We start from the raw sequence: 17,941 nt of genomic DNA on the forward strand, positions 1-17,941 counted from the left end.
ATCTGATTGTTTGGATGATCAAAGGATCATTTGCGAGTGGCAACCGCATTAAAAGTTGCTGAAATAACCAAATTTGGATGTATTACAGCTTGCATAGGGGCTGTATTCATCATAGAAATCATGGAAATGTCGTGTTTTCTTGTAAGATATGGAAGGGGGCGCGTGGAAAAAGCGGGATTTTAGTGATTTAATTATACGGTGAGAGAAAGGCTGAGATTGTCTGAAGGAATATGTTGTCAGGTGGACGCTCCGGGATGTAAATATATTTATCTACGGCTTCGGAGCCAGTCATACTAGGCATTCGGAAATCTGCTAAAAGCATTCTGCGAAAACCTCATAACTCGCTTCGCTCAGACAGTGAGTTTTTTCGCAGAATAACGCAGATTCCCAAATGCCTAGTATGACTAAGTCTCCTGCAGATGTAGATAAATATATTTACATCCCGGAGCTGGTATTGGCAGTGACTGGATTCCTGATAACGGGAAGGTTTTTCCTGAACCGAAAGTGAGAAACAAAATTGTAACATGAAAACTGAATAACGAGTTTATAAACATAACTCCCTCCCTCCTGGAAAAGAGATTTTTACAGGGGGGGGGTGGAGAGCCCATCAGGGTTCTCGCTCGTTGAATCAATCACCGGATAGTGACATTCGTGATGATAGCAACAGGAGAGTTATGTATTCATCGAAAAGTTGAATATATTGTCTGGCATGTATGATGTGCTGCTCTTGTATCTTTCGACACGATATGACTCTATCCGGATTGAAATGAAATTTAATTATTTTTGAAGGAGAATGAGTTATGTTTAAATTTCTGAAAGACAGAAAAAAGAAAGATAACAAGGGATTTACTCTTGTTGAGCTGGTAATCGTAGTTGCTATCCTTGCGATCCTGGTTGGTATTCTTGCACCACAGTATACGAAGTATGTGGAAAAATCAAGAAAGGCTGCAGATGCATCTAATCTTGAGAATATGGTAACTGCATTTAAAACTGCTGCTTCTGATGGAACAGATAGTGTCGAGGCAGGAACATATTCAATTGAAATTAAAACTGCTGGAACTGAATTTAAAAAAGGTGCAGATGCTGTAGCGGCTACAAGTGATTTAGGAAAATTAATGATTTCATACGCAGGTAAAGATTGGCAAAAAACTAAATTAAAATCACAGAAATGGACAATAGATGGAACATTAACAGGTGCAGCTAAGCAGACTATTAAAGCGGATATTACTGTAGGGAATGATGGTTCTGTTACTGTTGAATATACACCAGATACTATTAAGGATCAGACAAATCAGTGATTTTTTGAGTGCAATTTAAAGATTTTGCTTTTCGATGAATGCATAACAATTCTTTGCTGTGCATGAACGATGTTACTATCTCGATATAATGAAAATTAAGGAGATAGTAATATGTTAAAATTATTTAACAGAAAGAAAAAAGATAATAAAGGTTTTACATTAGTAGAACTTGTAATTGTAGTTGCTATTCTTGCAATCTTAGTTGGTATTCTTGCACCACAGTATACAAAATATGTTGAGAAATCAAGAAAATCCGCAGATGTAAGTAATCTTGAAAATTTAGTTACAGCATTTAAGACAGCTGCTGCTGATGGAACAACAGATATTAAAGCAGGTACATATGGTATTGTAATTTCTAATAAGGATAAGGGTACAATGGCAGGAACGGGTGTTGTTTCTGGAGATGATGTTACAGTAACATCTGATGCAACTATAGAGAGCTTATTAGCGTCATTCGCAGGTGAAGGTTGGAAAAGTACAAAACTTAAATCTGCTAAATGGACTGCAGAGTCTGATAGCAAGGGTACTGCATTAGATCATATTAGTGCTACAATCGTAGTTGCTAATGATGGTTCTGTTACAGTATCATATTATCCTACATGGGTAAAAAATATGGCTGATCAGGCTGTGCCTACACCTAAAGCAGGAAACTAAAAATGATTGAAAGGAATTAACCTATGCTTCTTTTCTTAGACGCAATCCCCTACATAACAATCTTCATATTCGGAATCACCATCGGTAGTTTCCTGAATGTCTGTATCTATCGACTTCCTCTTGGGGAGTCGGTGGTGACAGCCCCCTCCCATTGTATGACCTGTGGGCAGAAGCTTCGGTGGTATGATATGGTGCCGGTGTTTAGCTGGTTGGTGTTAGGTGGTAAGTGTCGTAACTGTAAATCTGAGATTTCGGTTCAGTATCCGATCATAGAGGGTGTCAATGGTATCCTCTATGTGGTGATATTTGCTGTTAATGGACTGGTGTGGAGTAGCGTAATTTATTGCCTTATGGCGTCGGCTCTTCTGGTTCTGAGTGTGATTGACTGGCGGACATATGAGATTCCGTTTGGGATCAATGTGTTTTTGTTTGTCCTTGGAATTGCCATGGCTGTGCTTGACAGGGGGAATCTGGTGGAGCATCTGATTGGGATGGTCTGTGTCAGCGGTGTGCTGGAGATTCTTTATCTGGTGAGTGGCGGCGGAGCAATCGGAGGGGGTGACATTAAGCTGATGTTTGCCTGTGGTCTGATTCTTGGATGGAAGCTGACTTTGCTGGCTTTTGTGCTGGGATGTATTATTGGTTCTGTGGTCCATATTATCCGCATGGTGAGGAAGAGGGCAGGGCGTATGCTTGCCATGGGTCCTTATCTGTCAGCCGGGATTTTGCTGGCTGCTTTGTGGGGGAACAGGTGGATCAGCTGGTACCTGTCATTAATTTTTAACTGAAAATCATAAAACTTTTCAGTTAGAAAAATGAGTTTTAAGATGTTTTATCTGTTAAAATTTATTTTTGTAATTGAAAAAGGGCGGTTGTCTGCAGAGGGCAGCGGCTCATACGGAGGAAAATACAAATGGCGAAAATTTTGAGTATAGAGGCAGAGGCATCTCAGATCAGAGTTGCGGAAGTTGAAGTACGTGGAAAAAAGGGAAGGATTTATAATTGTTTCTGTATACCGGCACCCCAGGGGGCTGTGGAGGATGGGACAAATCCGTGACACGAAAACTCTCGGAGAGAATCTTAAGGCAGAGCTTTCCCAGAGAAAGATTAAGACAAAGAAAGTATATTTTGTCACAGGTTCTACCAGGATTGCGAGCAGGGAAGTCCGTATCCCTTTTGTGAAAGCAAACAGGATACAGAGCATTGTAGAGGCAAATGCCACAGATTATTTTCCCATTGATGTGAGCAAGTATGTGCTTTCCTACAGTGTGATCGATGTGGAGAGCCAGAGACTTGAGGACGGGAAGGAAGAGACAAAGCAGTACTATCTGATGGTTTATGCTGCTCCCAAAGCAATCTCAGCAGCTTACAGTGAGTTTGCGGAGAATGCAGGACTGACAATGACAGGAATCACCTACACAGGTGACAGTATTTATCATTCGGTAAAGGATGAGTATGCAAAAGGAACTCATATTCTGGTTAAGGTGGAATATACGGGAACCAGCATTACAGTCATCAGGGACGGTGAGCTGACCCTCCAGCGTAATATCAATTATGGTGTGGACAGTGCGGCAGAGACAGTGAGAGCATTCCCTGAGTTTGGGGACAGACTGGATGCAAATGAGGCTCTGGATGTGCTTTGCAGCAGAAAATGTATCAATCCTTTCCTTGATATGGAGTCTTTTGACGAAGAAATCTCTGATGAGGACAGAAAGCTGGAAACTGCCAGAGCTGAGGTGACAGAGAGCCTCAGATACCTGATCGGAAATATTTCCCGTATTATGGATTATTATATTTCCCGCCATACGGATACAAATTTTGATTCCATTGTATGCTGTGGTCTTGGGGCTCAGATAAAGGGGCTGATGCAGCTTCTCACCAATGAGCTGGGACAGCAGGTGGATGTTTTACAGGAGTTTAAGAATTTTGCCCTGCCTGCCAGCGGGGATACACAGGAAGTCTGTCTTTACGCTGCAGTTCTTTCACCGGGCACTTCAGGTGTTAACCTGATGGACAAGGTCAACAGAAAGAAGAAAGAAAAAAAAGAGACCTTAAGTGGTGCCATCATTATCTGTGTGGTGGGAACAGTGGCAGGAGTTGTACTGACAGCTGCAGGATATGCAAACCGTATTTATCAGCAACATGAGCAGGAGCGGCTGAACCAGAGAATCTCAGAAGAGAGCTCCATTGAGGAGATTTACAGTGCCTATACCAATGCAAAGGCGCAGTATGACAATTACCAGAATATGTACCAGTATACAAATACCCCCAATGAGGGGCTTAAGACATTTATCGAAGAACTGGAGGAGAAAATGCCTTCAGATATTACAGTGGAGAGCTTCAGCTCTACAGGAACGCAGGTCAGCTTTTCCATGCGTGTGGGAAGCAAATCAGCAGCAGCAAACACGATCATGCAGCTTCGTACCTTTGAGAGCCTGTCTACTGTAACCACTACAGGAATTGACGAGGCTGAGGATGGAACAGTATCCTTAAGTGTACTCTGTACATATTCAGATCCGGCACCGCTGGACAGTTCCGGGGAATGATAGGGAGGCAGGATTAAGATGGACATGAATATTTCTATGCGTGATAAAAAAATACTGCTGATGTTTCTTGGAGTAGGTGTTTTTGCAGCAGGATATTTCTTCGGATACAGACCGCAGATGGAAGAGGCGCAGAGTATCCAGGCATCAACCGAACCTTTGAAGACAAGGCTGGATGACCTGCTGAAGCTGGCTGCAGACAGGAATTTTTATCTGAAAGAAACAGAAGATATCAATGCAAAGGTCAGCGAATATACATCTGCATTTCCGGCAGATATCCGTCCTGAAGACGGAATCGTACTTTCCATGAATATGGAAAATTCCCTGGACATGCAGATCTCCAATGTAGGTCTGGGAACAAGAGAGTTTGTGGCTTCTCTGGACGGAAGTACAGAAGACCCTCTGGCAGATCTGCCTGACCAGACCCTCTCAGAGCAGGCAAATGATCAGACCCAGTCTCAGCTTGATGAGATCGAGGGCACAGATGTAATAGGAGAGAAAGAGCGTCAGGCTGCCTCCGATGCAGAAGTGGAGAATCTGAACAATGTGTTCACCAGTCCTGTACTCTACCGAACACAGGACACCATGCAGTTTACAGGAACTTATGCCAGCCTGAAGGATATGGTTGATTATCTGGCTGACCAGACAGGCAGGATGACACTTGACAATGTAAATGCCTCCTTTGATTCCTCAACAGGAAATCTTTCGGGCAGCATTACAGTAAACCTGTTTTTCATGGCAGGAACAGGCCAGACTTATACAGAACCGAATGCAGGAAGCGTAGCATACGGAACTGATAATATTTTCGGAACAATAGAGTCAGGCAAAAAGAGCAAAAAAAGCAAGAAGAACAAAAAGAAAGCCGCAGAGACAACCACAGAACAGGCGGCTTCCGACACCGGCGCTGACGGCCAGACAACAGACAGTCAGGAAGGAGCAAACACGCAGGACGCAGTCGCTGCTGAGACGACTGGACAGGCGCAATAGGGAAAGTATGTTAGAGGGGAGAGAAATCAGAGCCCCTCTAACTGTGTTTTTATAGATAACCGGACACAGAAAGGAGCATTGGGATGGACAGAAAAAAGAGGAAAAAATCGAATGCAGGTATGTCATTGTTAGAGGTGATTGTTGCGGTTAGTATTTTTTCCATAACAGCAACAGTGCTTCTTCAGAGCTTCGTAACTTCGCAGAGAATCAATAAGAAATCAAATCTTTATCTTGAGGCAACAACAGTAGCGCAGAATATTATGGAAGAGATTAAATCCAAAGATTTTGAGGATGTTTCACTGGCATTTAATTATCCCATTAATTTTCTGAACGGACAGGCAAGACTTTCTTTTCTTGATTCTGAAAGAGACAGAATCAATACTGAAACAGGGAACTCTATCGGGGTAAAGGAAGTCATAAAGGATGGAAGTAACTATAACGATGTGCGCCTCTACAATACTCTGGATGGAGAGGATACATCAAAGGTAACAGCATCTGTTATTTCCAAGGATGAGGGTAAAAGCTATGAATTCAATCCCAGAAAAACAGGCAATAATGTCTCCAAGTATTATTTTGAACTTACAAATGTGCCGGGTAATCATGAGTCTTTTGATGCACTGATAGAGTTTAATGGCGGAGAAGGTTCCGGATATAAAAAGAAAACACTTACTAATAATGATGAAGGAAAAAATGATTATCTGGCACCTAACATTGCTAAATTGGATACTAAAACAAATGCCTTTTTGATCATGGGGAAAAACTGGGATAAGAATGCAATGGAGGTTATAGCGAATGGACAGCTTCAGGCAGCACAAAAACTGTGGGATGAAGATTTGGCCGATTATATCAAAAATGCAACATCAGAAGAAGAAAAGCAAAAACTGACGGAAGAATTTACTTCACAACATTCCAGACCAGCAGAAAAACTGAGTCCGGAAGATATTTATAAGCAGACGAGAAGAACGCTTTATGTAAAAATTGAAGAAAGTGGTGGGACAATTAAGGCAGATGCTAAATATATATTGAATGCTTATAATTATGTAAAGGAAGGTGGAAATAAGTATGAACGCATGGATATCTGTCCATGTAAAGGAAAGTCAGAAGAAAAAGATATAAAAGGATGTTTCTGCACCTATAAAAGCGAGTATCTGACTTTTTACAGTTCAGAAGCGGATTCAAAGCTGAAAAATCTGTACATTTTTTATTATCCTAATTACGAGAACAAAGTTAAAAACAGTACAAAAAACCTGGATAACATTGTTATAGAAAATGTAAATAATTATCCTGTCAATGTATATGTGACAAAACAAAGAGATGAAGAAAATAATATACCAACTTCTTCTCAGGAAAATTTCTACCGTATGTCACTGACGATAAAAGAATGTCCTGACAAATTGGAACATACAAACTGGAATACAAATACCAGTCTTTATAAGGCACAGACGAAATTGAGAACAAATCTGGATTATAATATTAGTGATATTGATCAAATTCTTACCCGTCCCCGTATTAATCAAATGCAACTGACTTATCAGGCTGTGAGTGACAAGGGAGAGAATGACAGAAAGAAAACCGGAACAGCTGCGAAACAGATATTAAGCTATAATGGCCTTGATGATAAAACAGAAACAGACAGAATTTATACAGCAAAAGTGAAGGTATATAAATCAGGCGCAGCTGAAAAGGGATTTCCGGAAGATGAACTGGTTGCAAGCCTGGACGGAGCGAAAGAAAATTGATAACAGGGAGCGATAATATGAATGGTCAGAAAGATACAGCCGGAAAACAGAATAAAGGTTTTTCACTGATTACTGTAATTATTGCAGTGTCTTTTATCGGAATCCTTGGACTTCTTGTTCTGTATATGGCTCTGAGTAATTTTCAGATGAAAATTATAGACTTAAAGGGAAAAGACAGTTTTTATACTGCTGAACGCGCAATTGAAGAAATTCGCGTAGGACTTCAGGAGGATGTAGGAAACTCCATGTCAGAGGCATATATTAAGGTTCTGGAAACTTATGATAAAGATGAAAATTCAAAAGATGTTGTTCTTGATAAACAGAGACAGAATGATTTTGTAAATGAATTTATAAAAAAACTGGCAAATCGGTTGAAAAAAGACTCAGATCAAAGCAAATATAATCTGGATTATCTGAAAAAGTATCTTGACATGAAAATCAACGAAAATGAAACTTTGATTGTTACCACACCATCCAATAAAGAACCGGTAATGACAAAAGATAATAAAAATGGAATCTTGTTGAAAAATCTTAAGGTGATTTATGTTGACCCTAAAGGATATGCATCTGTAATAGAAACAGATATCAGATTGGGAATTCCTAAAGTGCAGTTTCCTACACCATCTACACTCCCGGATCTTATGAATATGATTGTAGTGGCAGGTAAGGGAATTATCTGTGAAGGTGGTAATACCACAATTTCAGGAAGTATTTATTCCGGCATTTTACAGGATATTAATGATAATACGATTTTGGAGAAGAATCCTTATACAAGTATCTGGGTTAAATCCGGAGCTAATCTGGATATACAAAGTGGCGATAAGATTGTCAGTGCCGGAGAGATTTATATGGAGCCGAATGCGTCATTTACCAGCGAAGCAGGTGTAACTCTCTGGGCTCAGGGTGTGAAATTATCATCAGCACAGGTTAATCTTCTGGGAACGACATATCTGTCAGATGATTTAACTATAGAATCAGGAAGTGGCAGCAGGGTTACTGTACAGGGCGAATATTATGGATACGGCTATCCGGAATCTGCCAGAAGTTCTTTGAATAACTATATGTATGATAATCCAGAGAAGAGATGGAGTGATACTGCTTTGAGCAGTTCTATCGTAATCAATGGGAAGAATACCACATTGGATTTGTCCGGTGTGAGAAAAATAATGCTGGCAGGCAGAAGCTACATCGGAACATCAAAAGTAAAGTCTGTTAATGGAGAAAGTAACTCTAATGATGTTATGATGGGAGAAAGTATTACTGTGAAGGGAACACAGCTGGCATATCTGCTTCCGTCAGAATTGATAGATGCTTCCAAATTAAAGAATTCTGAAATGGAAATTAAAAATCCGATGTCCTATTCAGATTACGAAAGCAGCGGACTGAAACAGATGAATTCTGTTCCTTTGAAAATGGATGTGAAAGTGTCAGAATTGGGAAATAAATCTCTGAACGAAATTGGCATAGATTCTGCGAATCCTGTTCAGAAAGTTTTCTACAGTAATAATGCAGATGAGGGATACGTATATTTTTATCTGAATTTTAAAGACAGTAAGGCATCTTCAGATTTTATGTATGATTATTATATGAATAATTCTACAGTAAAGACAAATCTGGATAAATATTTATCTTTCTATTTCAGTGGTACGAATAGCGGAATCCAGGTAAAGGATATGAAGAATTATATCCGTTATGTTACAAATGGAAATGTTCTTTCTTATGAGGGCGGTGAAGCAACAGAAAATGGAACTACTGCTAAAGGCAATATGGCTGTTGCCACCAGTCCGGAGGTTTCGCAGGCTCTCCTTCAGGAGCAGACAAATTATCAGAATATGTGGTATACATTAAACAGAAAAATGATTACCAGTGTAGACCTTCTGAATAAAGAAGTAAAAGACTCTGACGGATTGGCTCATAATGAAAAAAAAGATACAGACAGGAATGTCTTTGACAATATGGTCAATGAAAAAGAAATGGTTCAGTTTTTGCAGGAGAAGCATCCGGACAGTCTTAAGGAAGAATTTACAGCGGATGAGGATGACGGTTTGCAGGCAATCATGGTACATAATGGAAAACCCAGTACCTTTCAAATAAAAAATGACGATGGTACGACGTCGGAAACTACAGTTAGTGGAAAAGATAAACCATTGGAAATTACTTCTGCTATGGCAGATAAATTACGTCTCGTTGTATGTACCGGTGATGTCATAATTAAGCAAGGAGTTCATTTTCAGGGAATTATTATGGCAAAGGGAAGGATTACCCTTGGAGCGGGAGCAAGTCTGGAGTCTGCACCTCTGGAAGCTGCAAGAGTATTTCAGGCTCAGATGAATAAGGCTGAGGGTGAAAATAAGAAAATATCACCGAAGAGTTTCTTCTGGGAGGGTGATAAGTATGTTCTGGGAAATACAAATACCTCAGATGAAACTACGGATACAGGAAGGGTTTCTGATACCTATGATCTGGCTGACTGCGTTACCTATGAAAACTGGAGAAAAGAGTAGTGTTAAAGAAAAAAATGCGTAAATTAAGATTAAACTGCTGTAAAAAGAGAAATACGGGTTTTACTCTTGTTGAGATGGTTATTACTGTATCAATTTTTGCCATTTTACTTGGGATTATTGTTCCGTCCCTGAACTCGGTACTTGGTTTTCGTGTTCAGCGTGCAACGAATTCCATAACCGCTGCGCTTGATAAAACAAGACGGGAAGCAATGAACAGACTTGTGGGAGAAATGAAACTGGAATATCGTTCTGATGGTTATTATATCACTTATTATCTTGACAGAGGAAAAGACAGTAAATCATCATCCAAAATAAGAAGTGCTGATTCGGAAAAAATTGCTCCTGCCGGAACAAGAATCAGCTATCAGGATAACAATGGGAATACCTATAATTTGTGGGATGGAACTGAGAACAATGGCAGAAGTTCTCTCATTCTCACGTATGACCGCGCAACAGGTGGATTTCTTCCTATTCAGTCAAATGAATGGGGACAGAATGAAATTTTGAAAGTTCTTGAATCTGGAAATGACATTCCATTGGACAGAGATACCAGTTTGCCATATTGCAGTTCTATTACGGTCAGCGGTGGAATGCGTACCAGAGTGATTACCTTAAATATAAAAACCGGAAAATATTCTGTTAAGGCGAAATAACAAAAACGGTTTCAGTAGAAATCTTGTGAATTTATGATCCTAAAGCTATGAGATAATGTATGAGGAGAATTGATGAATGTTTAGAACACAAAAGGATACAATCAGAAAAGGAATACAGAACAATGCCGGTTTTACTCTGATAGAAATGATTGTTACAGTGGCGATCATTGCAATTTTTTCAGGTGTTGTAGTGACATTGATCGGTACAGGCTCCAATCTGTTCAGAGGTGTATCCGGTAATACAAAATCTCAGATAGATGCTCAGGAGACTTTCTGCAATGCGAATAGAAGATCTGATCATAGATGCAAACAGAAGTGTGTATTATGCATATGGCTCAGGAACTGATATGGGAGAGCAGATAAGAAGTGATATTGATGATTCCAATGCGGCTTCCAAAACATTTATTACCTGTAACGAATATGAGAACGGTGATGGAACAAGTCGTTATGTATTTGATGTATTAGACTGGGTGGGAAGTGAAGGAAAACTTTACTACAGCCAACGTCAGTACACAAAGGCAAGCAGCAGTACAGAAGGGAAGGATGAAAATGGAAGTGGAGAAAATCCAGAATCACAGCAGAATAGGAATGAGAGTGGAATTTCTGGAGAAAATGCGGAGAATTACAGATATTGCAATTGCAGCAGAAAGTGATGAAGAGAATCAGACAGGAATTATTTCAGGAAATAGCTCAGATATAGCAAGAGACTCTAAAGAGTTAATTGCGCGTTCTGTATTTGCAGAAGGAATTGAGAATTTTACAGCAGACGTGACAAAGGTAGAGAGCGAGCGTATTGTGCGTTTCCGCTTAACTACAGAAAACAATGGAAAGAAAGTTAAAACTCTTCATACGGTTAATCTCAGAAACAGGATTCAGGTTTTGAAACCAGATGATGCGTTTGCAACTGCCGGAAGCACAGATATAAGAATCACGATTGTAGGTGCACCGAATTCTATTGATGCAGGTAATTCTAAAATTCTTTCGTACGATGCAAGCGGACCTATAGACCCGACAACAGTAGTGTGGAAGATTACAGATGGAGCGGATAAAGGTTCTTTCCCTGCCCTGGATCCTACATATGGAAAACTTACAGTTAATAATAATGCTACAGGAACCATCACTGTAACTGTATCTGCCAGGACAGCAGATGGAAAACAGACAGCTACATCTGCACCGGTAACAATTCAGATCAATAATAACAGGATTGTAACAGGAATCGAAACAGAAACAAAGAGCGTTCTGGTTGCAGCAGGATATAATGGTTTGAATTTAAATTCTGAAATTATCTGGAAATATGTATACAGTGATGGGACAAAAGGAGAAGAAAATGTACCTGTAATCTGGACAATGGACAAGCCTGATAATTGCTCATATGCAAATGTTACTTCTGCGGGTCAGATTTTAGTAGATTCAGAAGCTGGAATTTCTGATAAAGGTTCGTTTACTGTGCGTGCTACAAACAGTGAACATAATGTTTCAAATACAATTACTGTCAAGATTGCCAGAATAGATTTGTCATTGCCGGAAAATAATGCGATATACACAGTAGGTACCCCAAAAGGACTTCAGCTGTACATATATTGGAAGGCGGAGCATGTGGATAGAAGAAACCATAGATGGAAACAATGCATCAGATATTGTGAACATCACTACGAAAACAAAAACCAGAGAAAGCATCCGATTACAGCGTTGGAGGAAATTTTGGAGAATGATATCGGAAACTGGGGAAAATCTCGAAGCAAGTGCCAATGTGTCTGTGCGTAAGTGCTATGGTCCGTTAAGCGTGACAAATGGATTCCGTGTAATCTCTTCTGATACGGGACAGATTATTGCACATGAAAATTTAGGATATGATACAATTGTTGCTGGAAGAACTTATGAATGTGATGGCTATAACAAAAATGATTTTTATTTTTCTACGGCTAATACAAATTTAAATAATGTGAATGTTCAATCAATCACTTGGACGTTGAAAGGAGAACATACGGGAATTAGTTTTGAACCGGGTGGTGATACAATCAAACAGAAACTTAAAGTAGCTAAAAATGCTTGCCATGGTTTTGCTGCTGTTGTAGTTATCGGCAGGTGTTATTCGTTATGATAACGGTAATCCAATTACAGTACAACTCCATGGAAAGAACCTTTAAAGTGGCAAATGGAATTGAATTAGAATCACTAAGTGGTGATACGGCTTATGTTTACGGACCAAATGAATCAGAAGATTATCTGCTTCAGGTTCTGCTTGATGTTTATGATGTAAATGGGTCTGTATCGAAAATAAAAGTTTCTTCTAATAAAGCTAAAACACTTCAATGGGAGGGTATTGGTTCAGGTAAGGTGAATGCAGATGGAGAAAACTGGAAATTTCATGCATCATCCAATGATGTTGGCAAAACATTAAACATAGTAGCAAAACTGCAATTGTTTGAAAATGTTTATGATACGAAAAACAATTACTATACTGATAATGACAATTTCAGTAAGACGATATCTGTAAAGGTTGTGATGAATTATACTGCTGAGATTATTGCTTGGATAATAAGCTTTCACTTTTTCCAGGTGAAAGTGCACAATTATATCTCAGATTAAAAAATAAAAAAGGAATATTAAATGCACAGGTAAATTGGAATGTAGATAATAGTTCTGCAATAAAATTTGATAATAATATGAGCTATCAGGATTCAACATTTAATAATACTAAAGAAATTGCAAATGATTGCAAGCACAGATATTACTCAACCTACAACTGTTACTTTAACTGCAAACTATACTTTGAAGGATGTTGCTAATACAACAGGAACACAGTCTATTCAGCTTACAATCACACCATTGACGCTGATTCTGGCTTCATCTGCAGATCAGATTTATTATGGTGATGATGCTCCGGTGGATATTTCTGCTGATATCGTTGATGCTCAGAATGATCAACATCTAACAGATGCTGATGGTTATATCGTTGAATGGTCTCTGAATTCAACAGTGAATGAAATCTGTGAATTAAATACTAATTCGGGAGCAAATATTAAGAATGTACAGTGAAGAAGAATCTGGTTAAAGCTCCGGATAAATCGATACCAGTCACTGTGACTGTTATGGCAAAGGAATCAGGAAGTGTAGTATGTACAGCTTCGAAAGTCATTACAGTGAATCCAAAAATGACAATAGAAAAAGCATACAATTGTCCGGCTGGTTTGGAACAAAAACTTGAATTTAACTCTGAACATGAAAACAAAGAAATCCAAAGTATAAAAACCAGTTATCTGACTTCAACAGGAAATTGAGCCAATAGAATGTAAACAGGATGATTTAAAAATTCTTTACTTTTGATTCTGGGAATATGAAAGTTCATATGAATAGTGATGCGCAAAATTTTGCAGAATATAAATATGTAAAGATTTCAGTTGACTTGGGAGATATATTATATAATTTTTATATTTATCCTGTGCAAAATAACGTTTATGATTATGAGTTGAATAAGGGAAGTGGAGCGGCAATTGCTTATGTTCCAACAGATATAGACAGTATCAAAAGACTTTGTTCTTTAGATGGTGACGGATATACTTATAAGTATGCCAGAACAGATAGAGATGGTAAGTATTGTGAACTGAGATATAGTGTTTATTCCAAGACTGGAATTGGATCATTCAATGGAAATTATGTAGATTCATCATCAAATAAATGGTTTATGAGACGCCAGGATAATACGAATGACTGGGTATTTTATCGTCTGGAGGGAAATCACTGGTACCGTTCTCATAATGGCGATAAGAGTGAACAAAATCTGGAAAAGAAAGCTGAATTAACCCGGTTTTATTGAAATTGAACAACAAAACACATTTATTTGATGACAATGGTAAGGAAACGGCAGAGTATTTATCGGACAGCTGGAAAAAATGGAAATAGTAATCTTCTTGTGTTGAAGTTGCATTCTATGTTGTGAGAATATGAAAGGATTTTTTTATGAATAAACTGCAATTTGATTACAGAAGTTTTTAGAAAAGGGAAATTTCCTTGCTGTTATTCTGTTAAGTGGAAACTACACTGATGCAGAAAATGATGATCTGTATTGATCAACTTATTGATAATAACTACATAACCATATCGACTTATATAATATATAATGGAGATGGTTTTGCGCACCCTTACGAATCAATAGTTGCTAAAGTTAATGAACAAAAATATAGTGAATTATTTGATGATTAACCTGACATTGGGGACGCTCCCTGTTGGGAAAATAAAGAAACAAAATTTATTAAAAGTTCTTAAAGAAAGTATTAAAAATCTAACTGAGCCACAGACTGGCACCCACCCAGCCTGTGGTTTTTTCACCATATTCTTAAGGTTGACATCCCATCTGCCATTTGCTACACTGAAATTACATATCTGGGAAAGTTCTAAGGCCGTTCGGTCAATCTGATTCCACATATGAAGCGAAAATAAATATGGTGGAAACAGTACAACGGCACATATAAATTCTGCAGAAACGATGCTGTTTCCTCCATCATAAGGAAAGGAGCATGCAGATGCAGAATGAAAGAAAAAAACTGGAAGAGTTAAACCTGCTGGATGATTTTCTCTAATGCCATGATGACATATCCTGAAATGGGAGAGAAGTTTACACGAAAGATTCTGAAACTTCTGTTTAAGCAAGTTCGGAATTTGAAAGTGATCGCACAGAAATCCTATGGGGGATTGAATAAGAATATGCGGGGAGCCCGGCTGGATGTTTATGTAGAAAGTGATGACAGTGCTGAGATAGATGCGTCAGAGGATGTATCTGTCTATGACCTGGAGCCGGATAAGAATGATAAAGCAAAGTATATTGCCGCATTTCCACAGAGGATCCGCTTTTATCATGCTATCATAGAGACAGCCGCAGTCTGAAATCAGGAGAGGATTTTGGAAAGTTAAAGAGAGTATACGTAATCTTTATCTGTAATTACGATCCTTTTGGTTACGACAGGGTGAAATATACAATACGAAATATGTGCGTAGAAGAACCGGAAATGCCATACGATGATGGTGCACAGACAACCGTACTGTATACTAAGGGAACAAAAGGTGATGACATATCCGAAGAACTCCGGCAGTTCCTGAATTATATGGAGAACACAACCCAGACAAACGCAGTAAATGATACGCTGAAAGACATCCAGAAGATGGTGGATATCGTGAAGCGGGACGGGGAGGTGTTATTGAGTTATATGAAGGGTTTTGAGAGAGATACGATCATGTATGAAAAAGGTCAGGAAGCTGAACGCAAAAATACAGAAAGAGAACGCCAAAGAGCGGATTCTGCTGAAAAAGCAAGGGATGAAGCTAAAAAAGAGAGAGATGAAGCTGAAAATGTAAGGGATGAAGCTGAAAAAGCAAGGATGATTGCTGAAGAAGAAAAAATAGAAGCACAGAAAAAGACAGCAGAAGCGCTTAAAAGAGTAGCTGAACTGGAGAAGATTCTGCAATGTAAAACTGCGGAGATTAAATAAGATTATCTTAAGACAGTCACAGACTGGAACTCACCCAGGTTACTGTTCAAGGGCTAACTGGACTTAAGAAAACCGATGGTGTAAACTGGGAAACAGTTAAAGTCATCGGTTTTCTTTATCCAAATATCCTGGACACTCTGTCAAATATATTTTCTGGTTCTTCTAAGCGCATCAAAACAAGCATGCTCATGCATTGGCAGAGGTAATCGATGCTCTCGAAACTTCTGAATGTCACGGGCCTGCGCCTGTTTCCGCTTATAATTCCTTAGAAGCCTTTCTGCTTCATTATTAGTGGCAGGTACCCGGAGATCATGCAGGAACAGCAGATGGTTCTGCATATATTTCTCCATTCTCAGAAATAAATTATACCGTCTCTATAGTAAGCGTTTGCCGGAACATCTTCATATTCCTTCCGGGCGGTCTCCAGTATCTTACGGTATCTTTCTTCGAATTCAGAGACCTTACAGGATTCGGTTCCTCAGATGGCTGTAATCCATTCCGGAAATGGAGCATGAACGCGTTCTCCCGTCTGACTGCTATAATAAACATCTGTATGATATTCTGTTACATCCAGGAGCATGCGGATGCCTACCCGTTGTTTTATGATCGTTTTTGATGTCTTTTTAAAAGAATTGTCTTCCAGGACTATTTCCGGAGGCGGGAGAAGGACTGCTGGCCGGGTCGGCTCCTGTTTTTTGCGGCAGTGTCCCTTATGGCCTGTCTGGCCTCCGGGTTTCCTTCCGATCTTTTCCCTGCTGTTCGTGATCTTTTTCTTCCGGAGTGTTTTGGAAGAAGGGATAGAGGAATTTTCATAATCACGGTTTATCTGTGCACGGAGTTTCAGATTTTTTCCCTGTTCTTCTTCCAGCCTGACTGCAGTTTCATAAAACTGGTGCTGGAGTTCTTTTACCTTATCCAGTGCATCATCCCTCTGTTTTTCTGCTTTCAGGGCGCGCTTTTCCATCTCCTGGAGCTCCTGTTTCGTTTTCTTCTGCATTTTTTCAAACTCCAGAAGCATATTTTCCAGTACCTGGAACCAGTAATTACGGACACGTATCGTTTCCTTATGGCATCGCTGTTCTTCTTGCAGTTCCAGGATCCTGGATCTCAATCTGCTTGAGATAACCGTCAAGAAGTTCATCACGTTTTCTAAGTTCTTCTCTTAAATCAATGTTCATAAGCTGTCCTCTCTTTCCTGACAAAAGTATAGCAGAAACACAGGAAAAAAGCGAACTGCCGGAAAGGATACTTTCGTCAATCTGACTGTGGATAAGGTACCAGTTTTACAATAAAAAAGCAGACATAATCAAATGATATCCGTTAAAAAATATGCCTGAAAGATAATCTTTTGTGTATAAGCTTTCAGAAATAACAGCAGAAAAAACTATAAACACAGTTTTTTCTGCTGAACATGATTATCCACAATATAAAAAAATAAAAGTTACTCTTTACAATGACTTATGCATACCCTTGAACAGTAACCAGGCGATAAATTTTTCACATTTTCAGGAATCTCTTTGATTGAACTTGTTTGGGATTTTATGCTCAATAATCTTGTACTTATAGCAATCCTCTGAAGCAATGTACGCTAAGAGAAAACGAAAGTGTTTTTTTTTCTGTGGGAAAAGGAAAAGTTGAATTATAGGATAACATCATAATTATACATCAAGGAGAATAACATACATGATGAAGATCAGGCATAAAAAAATAGTGGCATCAGGTACAGCAGTTGCCCTGTCAGGCATCCTAGGGGTTGGAGCCTTGCTTCAGTCCAGCGTCTCTGTACAGGCATCTCCGGCTATGATGCCCGGTATCGAGCAGATTGTAAATGATACAACTGCTGAGAAGCCTTTTAAAATATTAGAAATCGTTGATAATACAAGTGAAGCGGAGATTGGCTATTACGTATCCGGGCAGGAGCCGTATGTGAAGCTTTATCAATACCAATATACTGATGATAAGAATCAGGCGCATACCATCACATTTGATTCGCTGGATGAGGGTCTGTCAAAAATTTCCGATCCTGTGAAGCGCAAAGAATTTGCCATGAATGTAAACCTGAATCAGGATGGCAGTA

Annotated in this window: 21 protein-coding genes; 20 read left to right on the top strand and 1 reads right to left on the bottom strand. The window is 39.2% G+C overall.

Features of this window, described 5'->3' with window-relative positions; all coding sequences use genetic code 11:
* Nucleotides 1-800: 800 nt before the first annotated feature.
* The 19 genes from AC058W_RS04000 to AC058W_RS04090 all read left to right on the top strand — a co-directional run bounded on the left by AC058W_RS04000 (nucleotide 801) and on the right by AC058W_RS04090 (nucleotide 15,864).
* The gene (locus AC058W_RS04000) at nucleotides 801-1,298 is read left to right on the top strand and encodes a type IV pilin protein (RefSeq protein ID WP_118609542.1); all 498 of its coding nucleotides are present in this window, start codon (nucleotides 801-803) and stop codon (nucleotides 1,296-1,298) included.
* Between the two features lie 111 nt (nucleotides 1,299-1,409).
* A complete protein-coding gene (locus AC058W_RS04005) occupies nucleotides 1,410-1,952 on the top strand; it encodes a type IV pilin protein (RefSeq protein ID WP_118609541.1) in 543 nt (180 codons plus the stop codon).
* A 23-nt stretch (nucleotides 1,953-1,975) separates the two neighbouring features.
* Nucleotides 1,976-2,740 carry a prepilin peptidase gene (locus AC058W_RS04010; RefSeq protein ID WP_118609540.1) on the top strand — a complete coding sequence of 255 codons (765 nt, stop codon included), beginning with the start codon at nucleotides 1,976-1,978 and terminating at the stop codon, nucleotides 2,738-2,740.
* Nucleotides 2,741-2,865: 125 nt separating this feature from the next.
* On the top strand, nucleotides 2,866-3,009 hold the full coding sequence (locus tag AC058W_RS04015) for a hypothetical protein (protein WP_479389742.1): 144 nt from the start codon (nucleotides 2,866-2,868) through the stop codon (nucleotides 3,007-3,009).
* Complete coding sequence (locus tag AC058W_RS04020) at nucleotides 2,993-4,498, top strand: pilus assembly protein PilN (protein ID WP_479389743.1); 1,506 nt, start codon at nucleotides 2,993-2,995, stop codon at nucleotides 4,496-4,498. Before AC058W_RS04015 ends, AC058W_RS04020 begins: the two co-directional genes overlap by 17 nt.
* An 18-nt stretch (nucleotides 4,499-4,516) precedes the next feature.
* Nucleotides 4,517-5,482: a hypothetical protein gene (locus AC058W_RS04025; RefSeq protein ID WP_118609538.1), complete on the top strand. Its 966-nt coding sequence runs from the start codon at nucleotides 4,517-4,519 to the stop codon at nucleotides 5,480-5,482.
* Between the two features lie 83 nt (nucleotides 5,483-5,565).
* The gene (locus AC058W_RS04030) at nucleotides 5,566-7,221 is read left to right on the top strand and encodes a type II secretion system protein (RefSeq protein WP_118609537.1); all 1,656 of its coding nucleotides are present in this window, start codon (nucleotides 5,566-5,568) and stop codon (nucleotides 7,219-7,221) included.
* 17 nt (nucleotides 7,222-7,238) lie between these two features.
* Complete coding sequence (locus tag AC058W_RS04035; RefSeq protein WP_118609536.1) at nucleotides 7,239-9,725, top strand: type II secretion system protein; 2,487 nt, start codon at nucleotides 7,239-7,241, stop codon at nucleotides 9,723-9,725.
* Nucleotides 9,725-10,378 (top strand): prepilin-type N-terminal cleavage/methylation domain-containing protein, encoded by a 654-nt coding sequence (locus AC058W_RS04040; RefSeq protein WP_243101702.1) that lies wholly within the window; start codon nucleotides 9,725-9,727, stop codon nucleotides 10,376-10,378. The genes AC058W_RS04035 and AC058W_RS04040 overlap by 1 nt, the downstream gene beginning before the upstream one ends.
* 76 nt (nucleotides 10,379-10,454) lie before the next feature.
* Entirely contained in the window at nucleotides 10,455-10,724 is a 270-nt protein-coding gene (locus tag AC058W_RS04045; RefSeq protein ID WP_479389744.1) for a prepilin-type N-terminal cleavage/methylation domain-containing protein, read from the top strand.
* The gene (locus AC058W_RS04050; RefSeq protein WP_479389745.1) at nucleotides 10,657-11,031 is read left to right on the top strand and encodes a hypothetical protein; all 375 of its coding nucleotides are present in this window, start codon (nucleotides 10,657-10,659) and stop codon (nucleotides 11,029-11,031) included. Before AC058W_RS04045 ends, AC058W_RS04050 begins: the two co-directional genes overlap by 68 nt.
* Complete coding sequence (locus AC058W_RS04055) at nucleotides 10,967-12,142, top strand: hypothetical protein (RefSeq protein ID WP_479389746.1); 1,176 nt, start codon at nucleotides 10,967-10,969, stop codon at nucleotides 12,140-12,142. Before AC058W_RS04050 ends, AC058W_RS04055 begins: the two co-directional genes overlap by 65 nt.
* The gene (locus AC058W_RS04060; RefSeq protein WP_479389747.1) at nucleotides 12,087-12,479 is read left to right on the top strand and encodes a hypothetical protein; all 393 of its coding nucleotides are present in this window, start codon (nucleotides 12,087-12,089) and stop codon (nucleotides 12,477-12,479) included. The genes AC058W_RS04055 and AC058W_RS04060 overlap by 56 nt, the downstream gene beginning before the upstream one ends.
* The gene (locus tag AC058W_RS04065; RefSeq protein WP_479389748.1) at nucleotides 12,476-12,967 is read left to right on the top strand and encodes a hypothetical protein; all 492 of its coding nucleotides are present in this window, start codon (nucleotides 12,476-12,478) and stop codon (nucleotides 12,965-12,967) included. The genes AC058W_RS04060 and AC058W_RS04065 overlap by 4 nt, the downstream gene beginning before the upstream one ends.
* Nucleotides 12,968-13,090: 123 nt before the next feature.
* Entirely contained in the window at nucleotides 13,091-13,417 is a 327-nt protein-coding gene (locus tag AC058W_RS04070; protein ID WP_479389749.1) for a hypothetical protein, read from the top strand.
* Nucleotides 13,418-13,470: 53 nt separating this feature from the next.
* The gene (locus AC058W_RS04075) at nucleotides 13,471-13,659 is read left to right on the top strand and encodes a hypothetical protein (RefSeq protein WP_479389750.1); all 189 of its coding nucleotides are present in this window, start codon (nucleotides 13,471-13,473) and stop codon (nucleotides 13,657-13,659) included.
* A 125-nt stretch (nucleotides 13,660-13,784) separates the two neighbouring features.
* Nucleotides 13,785-14,195, top strand: a complete 411-nt coding sequence (locus tag AC058W_RS04080) for a hypothetical protein (protein WP_479389751.1) — start codon at nucleotides 13,785-13,787, stop codon at nucleotides 14,193-14,195.
* A gap of 749 nt (nucleotides 14,196-14,944) precedes the next feature.
* Entirely contained in the window at nucleotides 14,945-15,262 is a 318-nt protein-coding gene (locus tag AC058W_RS04085) for a hypothetical protein (RefSeq protein ID WP_479389752.1), read from the top strand.
* A gap of 122 nt (nucleotides 15,263-15,384) precedes the next feature.
* Nucleotides 15,385-15,864: a hypothetical protein gene (locus tag AC058W_RS04090; RefSeq protein ID WP_479389753.1), complete on the top strand. Its 480-nt coding sequence runs from the start codon at nucleotides 15,385-15,387 to the stop codon at nucleotides 15,862-15,864.
* Nucleotides 15,865-16,342: 478 nt separating this feature from the next.
* Here AC058W_RS04090 and AC058W_RS04095 read toward each other — a convergent pair whose 3' ends face one another.
* Nucleotides 16,343-16,861, bottom strand: a complete 519-nt coding sequence (locus tag AC058W_RS04095) for a hypothetical protein (RefSeq protein ID WP_479389754.1) — start codon at nucleotides 16,859-16,861, stop codon at nucleotides 16,343-16,345.
* A gap of 686 nt (nucleotides 16,862-17,547) precedes the next feature.
* On the opposite strand from AC058W_RS04095, the gene AC058W_RS04100 reads away from it, so the two are divergent.
* On the top strand, nucleotides 17,548-17,941 hold a 394-nt coding region (locus AC058W_RS04100), incomplete at its 3' end, for a hypothetical protein (protein WP_479389755.1).

The organism is Blautia sp. CGZ-1-C1 (assembly GCF_056504575.1).

What these genes read in the sequence shown, in the direction of transcription:
- AC058W_RS04000 (WP_118609542.1), top strand. Translation starts at nt 801, where the DNA reads ATGTTTAAATTTCTGAAAGACAGAAAAAAGAAAGATAACAAGGGATTT.
- AC058W_RS04005 (WP_118609541.1), top strand. Translation starts at nt 1,410, where the DNA reads ATGTTAAAATTATTTAACAGAAAGAAAAAAGATAATAAAGGTTTTACA.
- AC058W_RS04010 (WP_118609540.1), top strand. Translation starts at nt 1,976, where the DNA reads ATGCTTCTTTTCTTAGACGCAATCCCCTACATAACAATCTTCATATTC.
- AC058W_RS04015 (WP_479389742.1), top strand. Translation starts at nt 2,866, where the DNA reads ATGGCGAAAATTTTGAGTATAGAGGCAGAGGCATCTCAGATCAGAGTT.
- AC058W_RS04020 (WP_479389743.1), top strand. Translation starts at nt 2,993, where the DNA reads ATGGGACAAATCCGTGACACGAAAACTCTCGGAGAGAATCTTAAGGCA.
- AC058W_RS04025 (WP_118609538.1), top strand. Translation starts at nt 4,517, where the DNA reads ATGGACATGAATATTTCTATGCGTGATAAAAAAATACTGCTGATGTTT.
- AC058W_RS04030 (WP_118609537.1), top strand. Translation starts at nt 5,566, where the DNA reads ATGGACAGAAAAAAGAGGAAAAAATCGAATGCAGGTATGTCATTGTTA.
- AC058W_RS04035 (WP_118609536.1), top strand. Translation starts at nt 7,239, where the DNA reads ATGAATGGTCAGAAAGATACAGCCGGAAAACAGAATAAAGGTTTTTCA.
- AC058W_RS04045 (WP_479389744.1), top strand. Translation starts at nt 10,455, where the DNA reads ATGTTTAGAACACAAAAGGATACAATCAGAAAAGGAATACAGAACAAT.
- AC058W_RS04050 (WP_479389745.1), top strand. Translation starts at nt 10,657, where the DNA reads ATGCGAATAGAAGATCTGATCATAGATGCAAACAGAAGTGTGTATTAT.
- AC058W_RS04055 (WP_479389746.1), top strand. Translation starts at nt 10,967, where the DNA reads ATGAGAGTGGAATTTCTGGAGAAAATGCGGAGAATTACAGATATTGCA.
- AC058W_RS04060 (WP_479389747.1), top strand. Translation starts at nt 12,087, where the DNA reads ATGATATCGGAAACTGGGGAAAATCTCGAAGCAAGTGCCAATGTGTCT.
- AC058W_RS04065 (WP_479389748.1), top strand. Translation starts at nt 12,476, where the DNA reads ATGATAACGGTAATCCAATTACAGTACAACTCCATGGAAAGAACCTTT.
- AC058W_RS04070 (WP_479389749.1), top strand. Translation starts at nt 13,091, where the DNA reads ATGATTGCAAGCACAGATATTACTCAACCTACAACTGTTACTTTAACT.
- AC058W_RS04075 (WP_479389750.1), top strand. Translation starts at nt 13,471, where the DNA reads ATGGCAAAGGAATCAGGAAGTGTAGTATGTACAGCTTCGAAAGTCATT.
- AC058W_RS04085 (WP_479389752.1), top strand. Translation starts at nt 14,945, where the DNA reads ATGATTTTCTCTAATGCCATGATGACATATCCTGAAATGGGAGAGAAG.
- AC058W_RS04090 (WP_479389753.1), top strand. Translation starts at nt 15,385, where the DNA reads ATGCCATACGATGATGGTGCACAGACAACCGTACTGTATACTAAGGGA.
- AC058W_RS04095 (WP_479389754.1), bottom strand. Translation starts at nt 16,861, where the DNA reads ATGCAGAAGAAAACGAAACAGGAGCTCCAGGAGATGGAAAAGCGCGCC.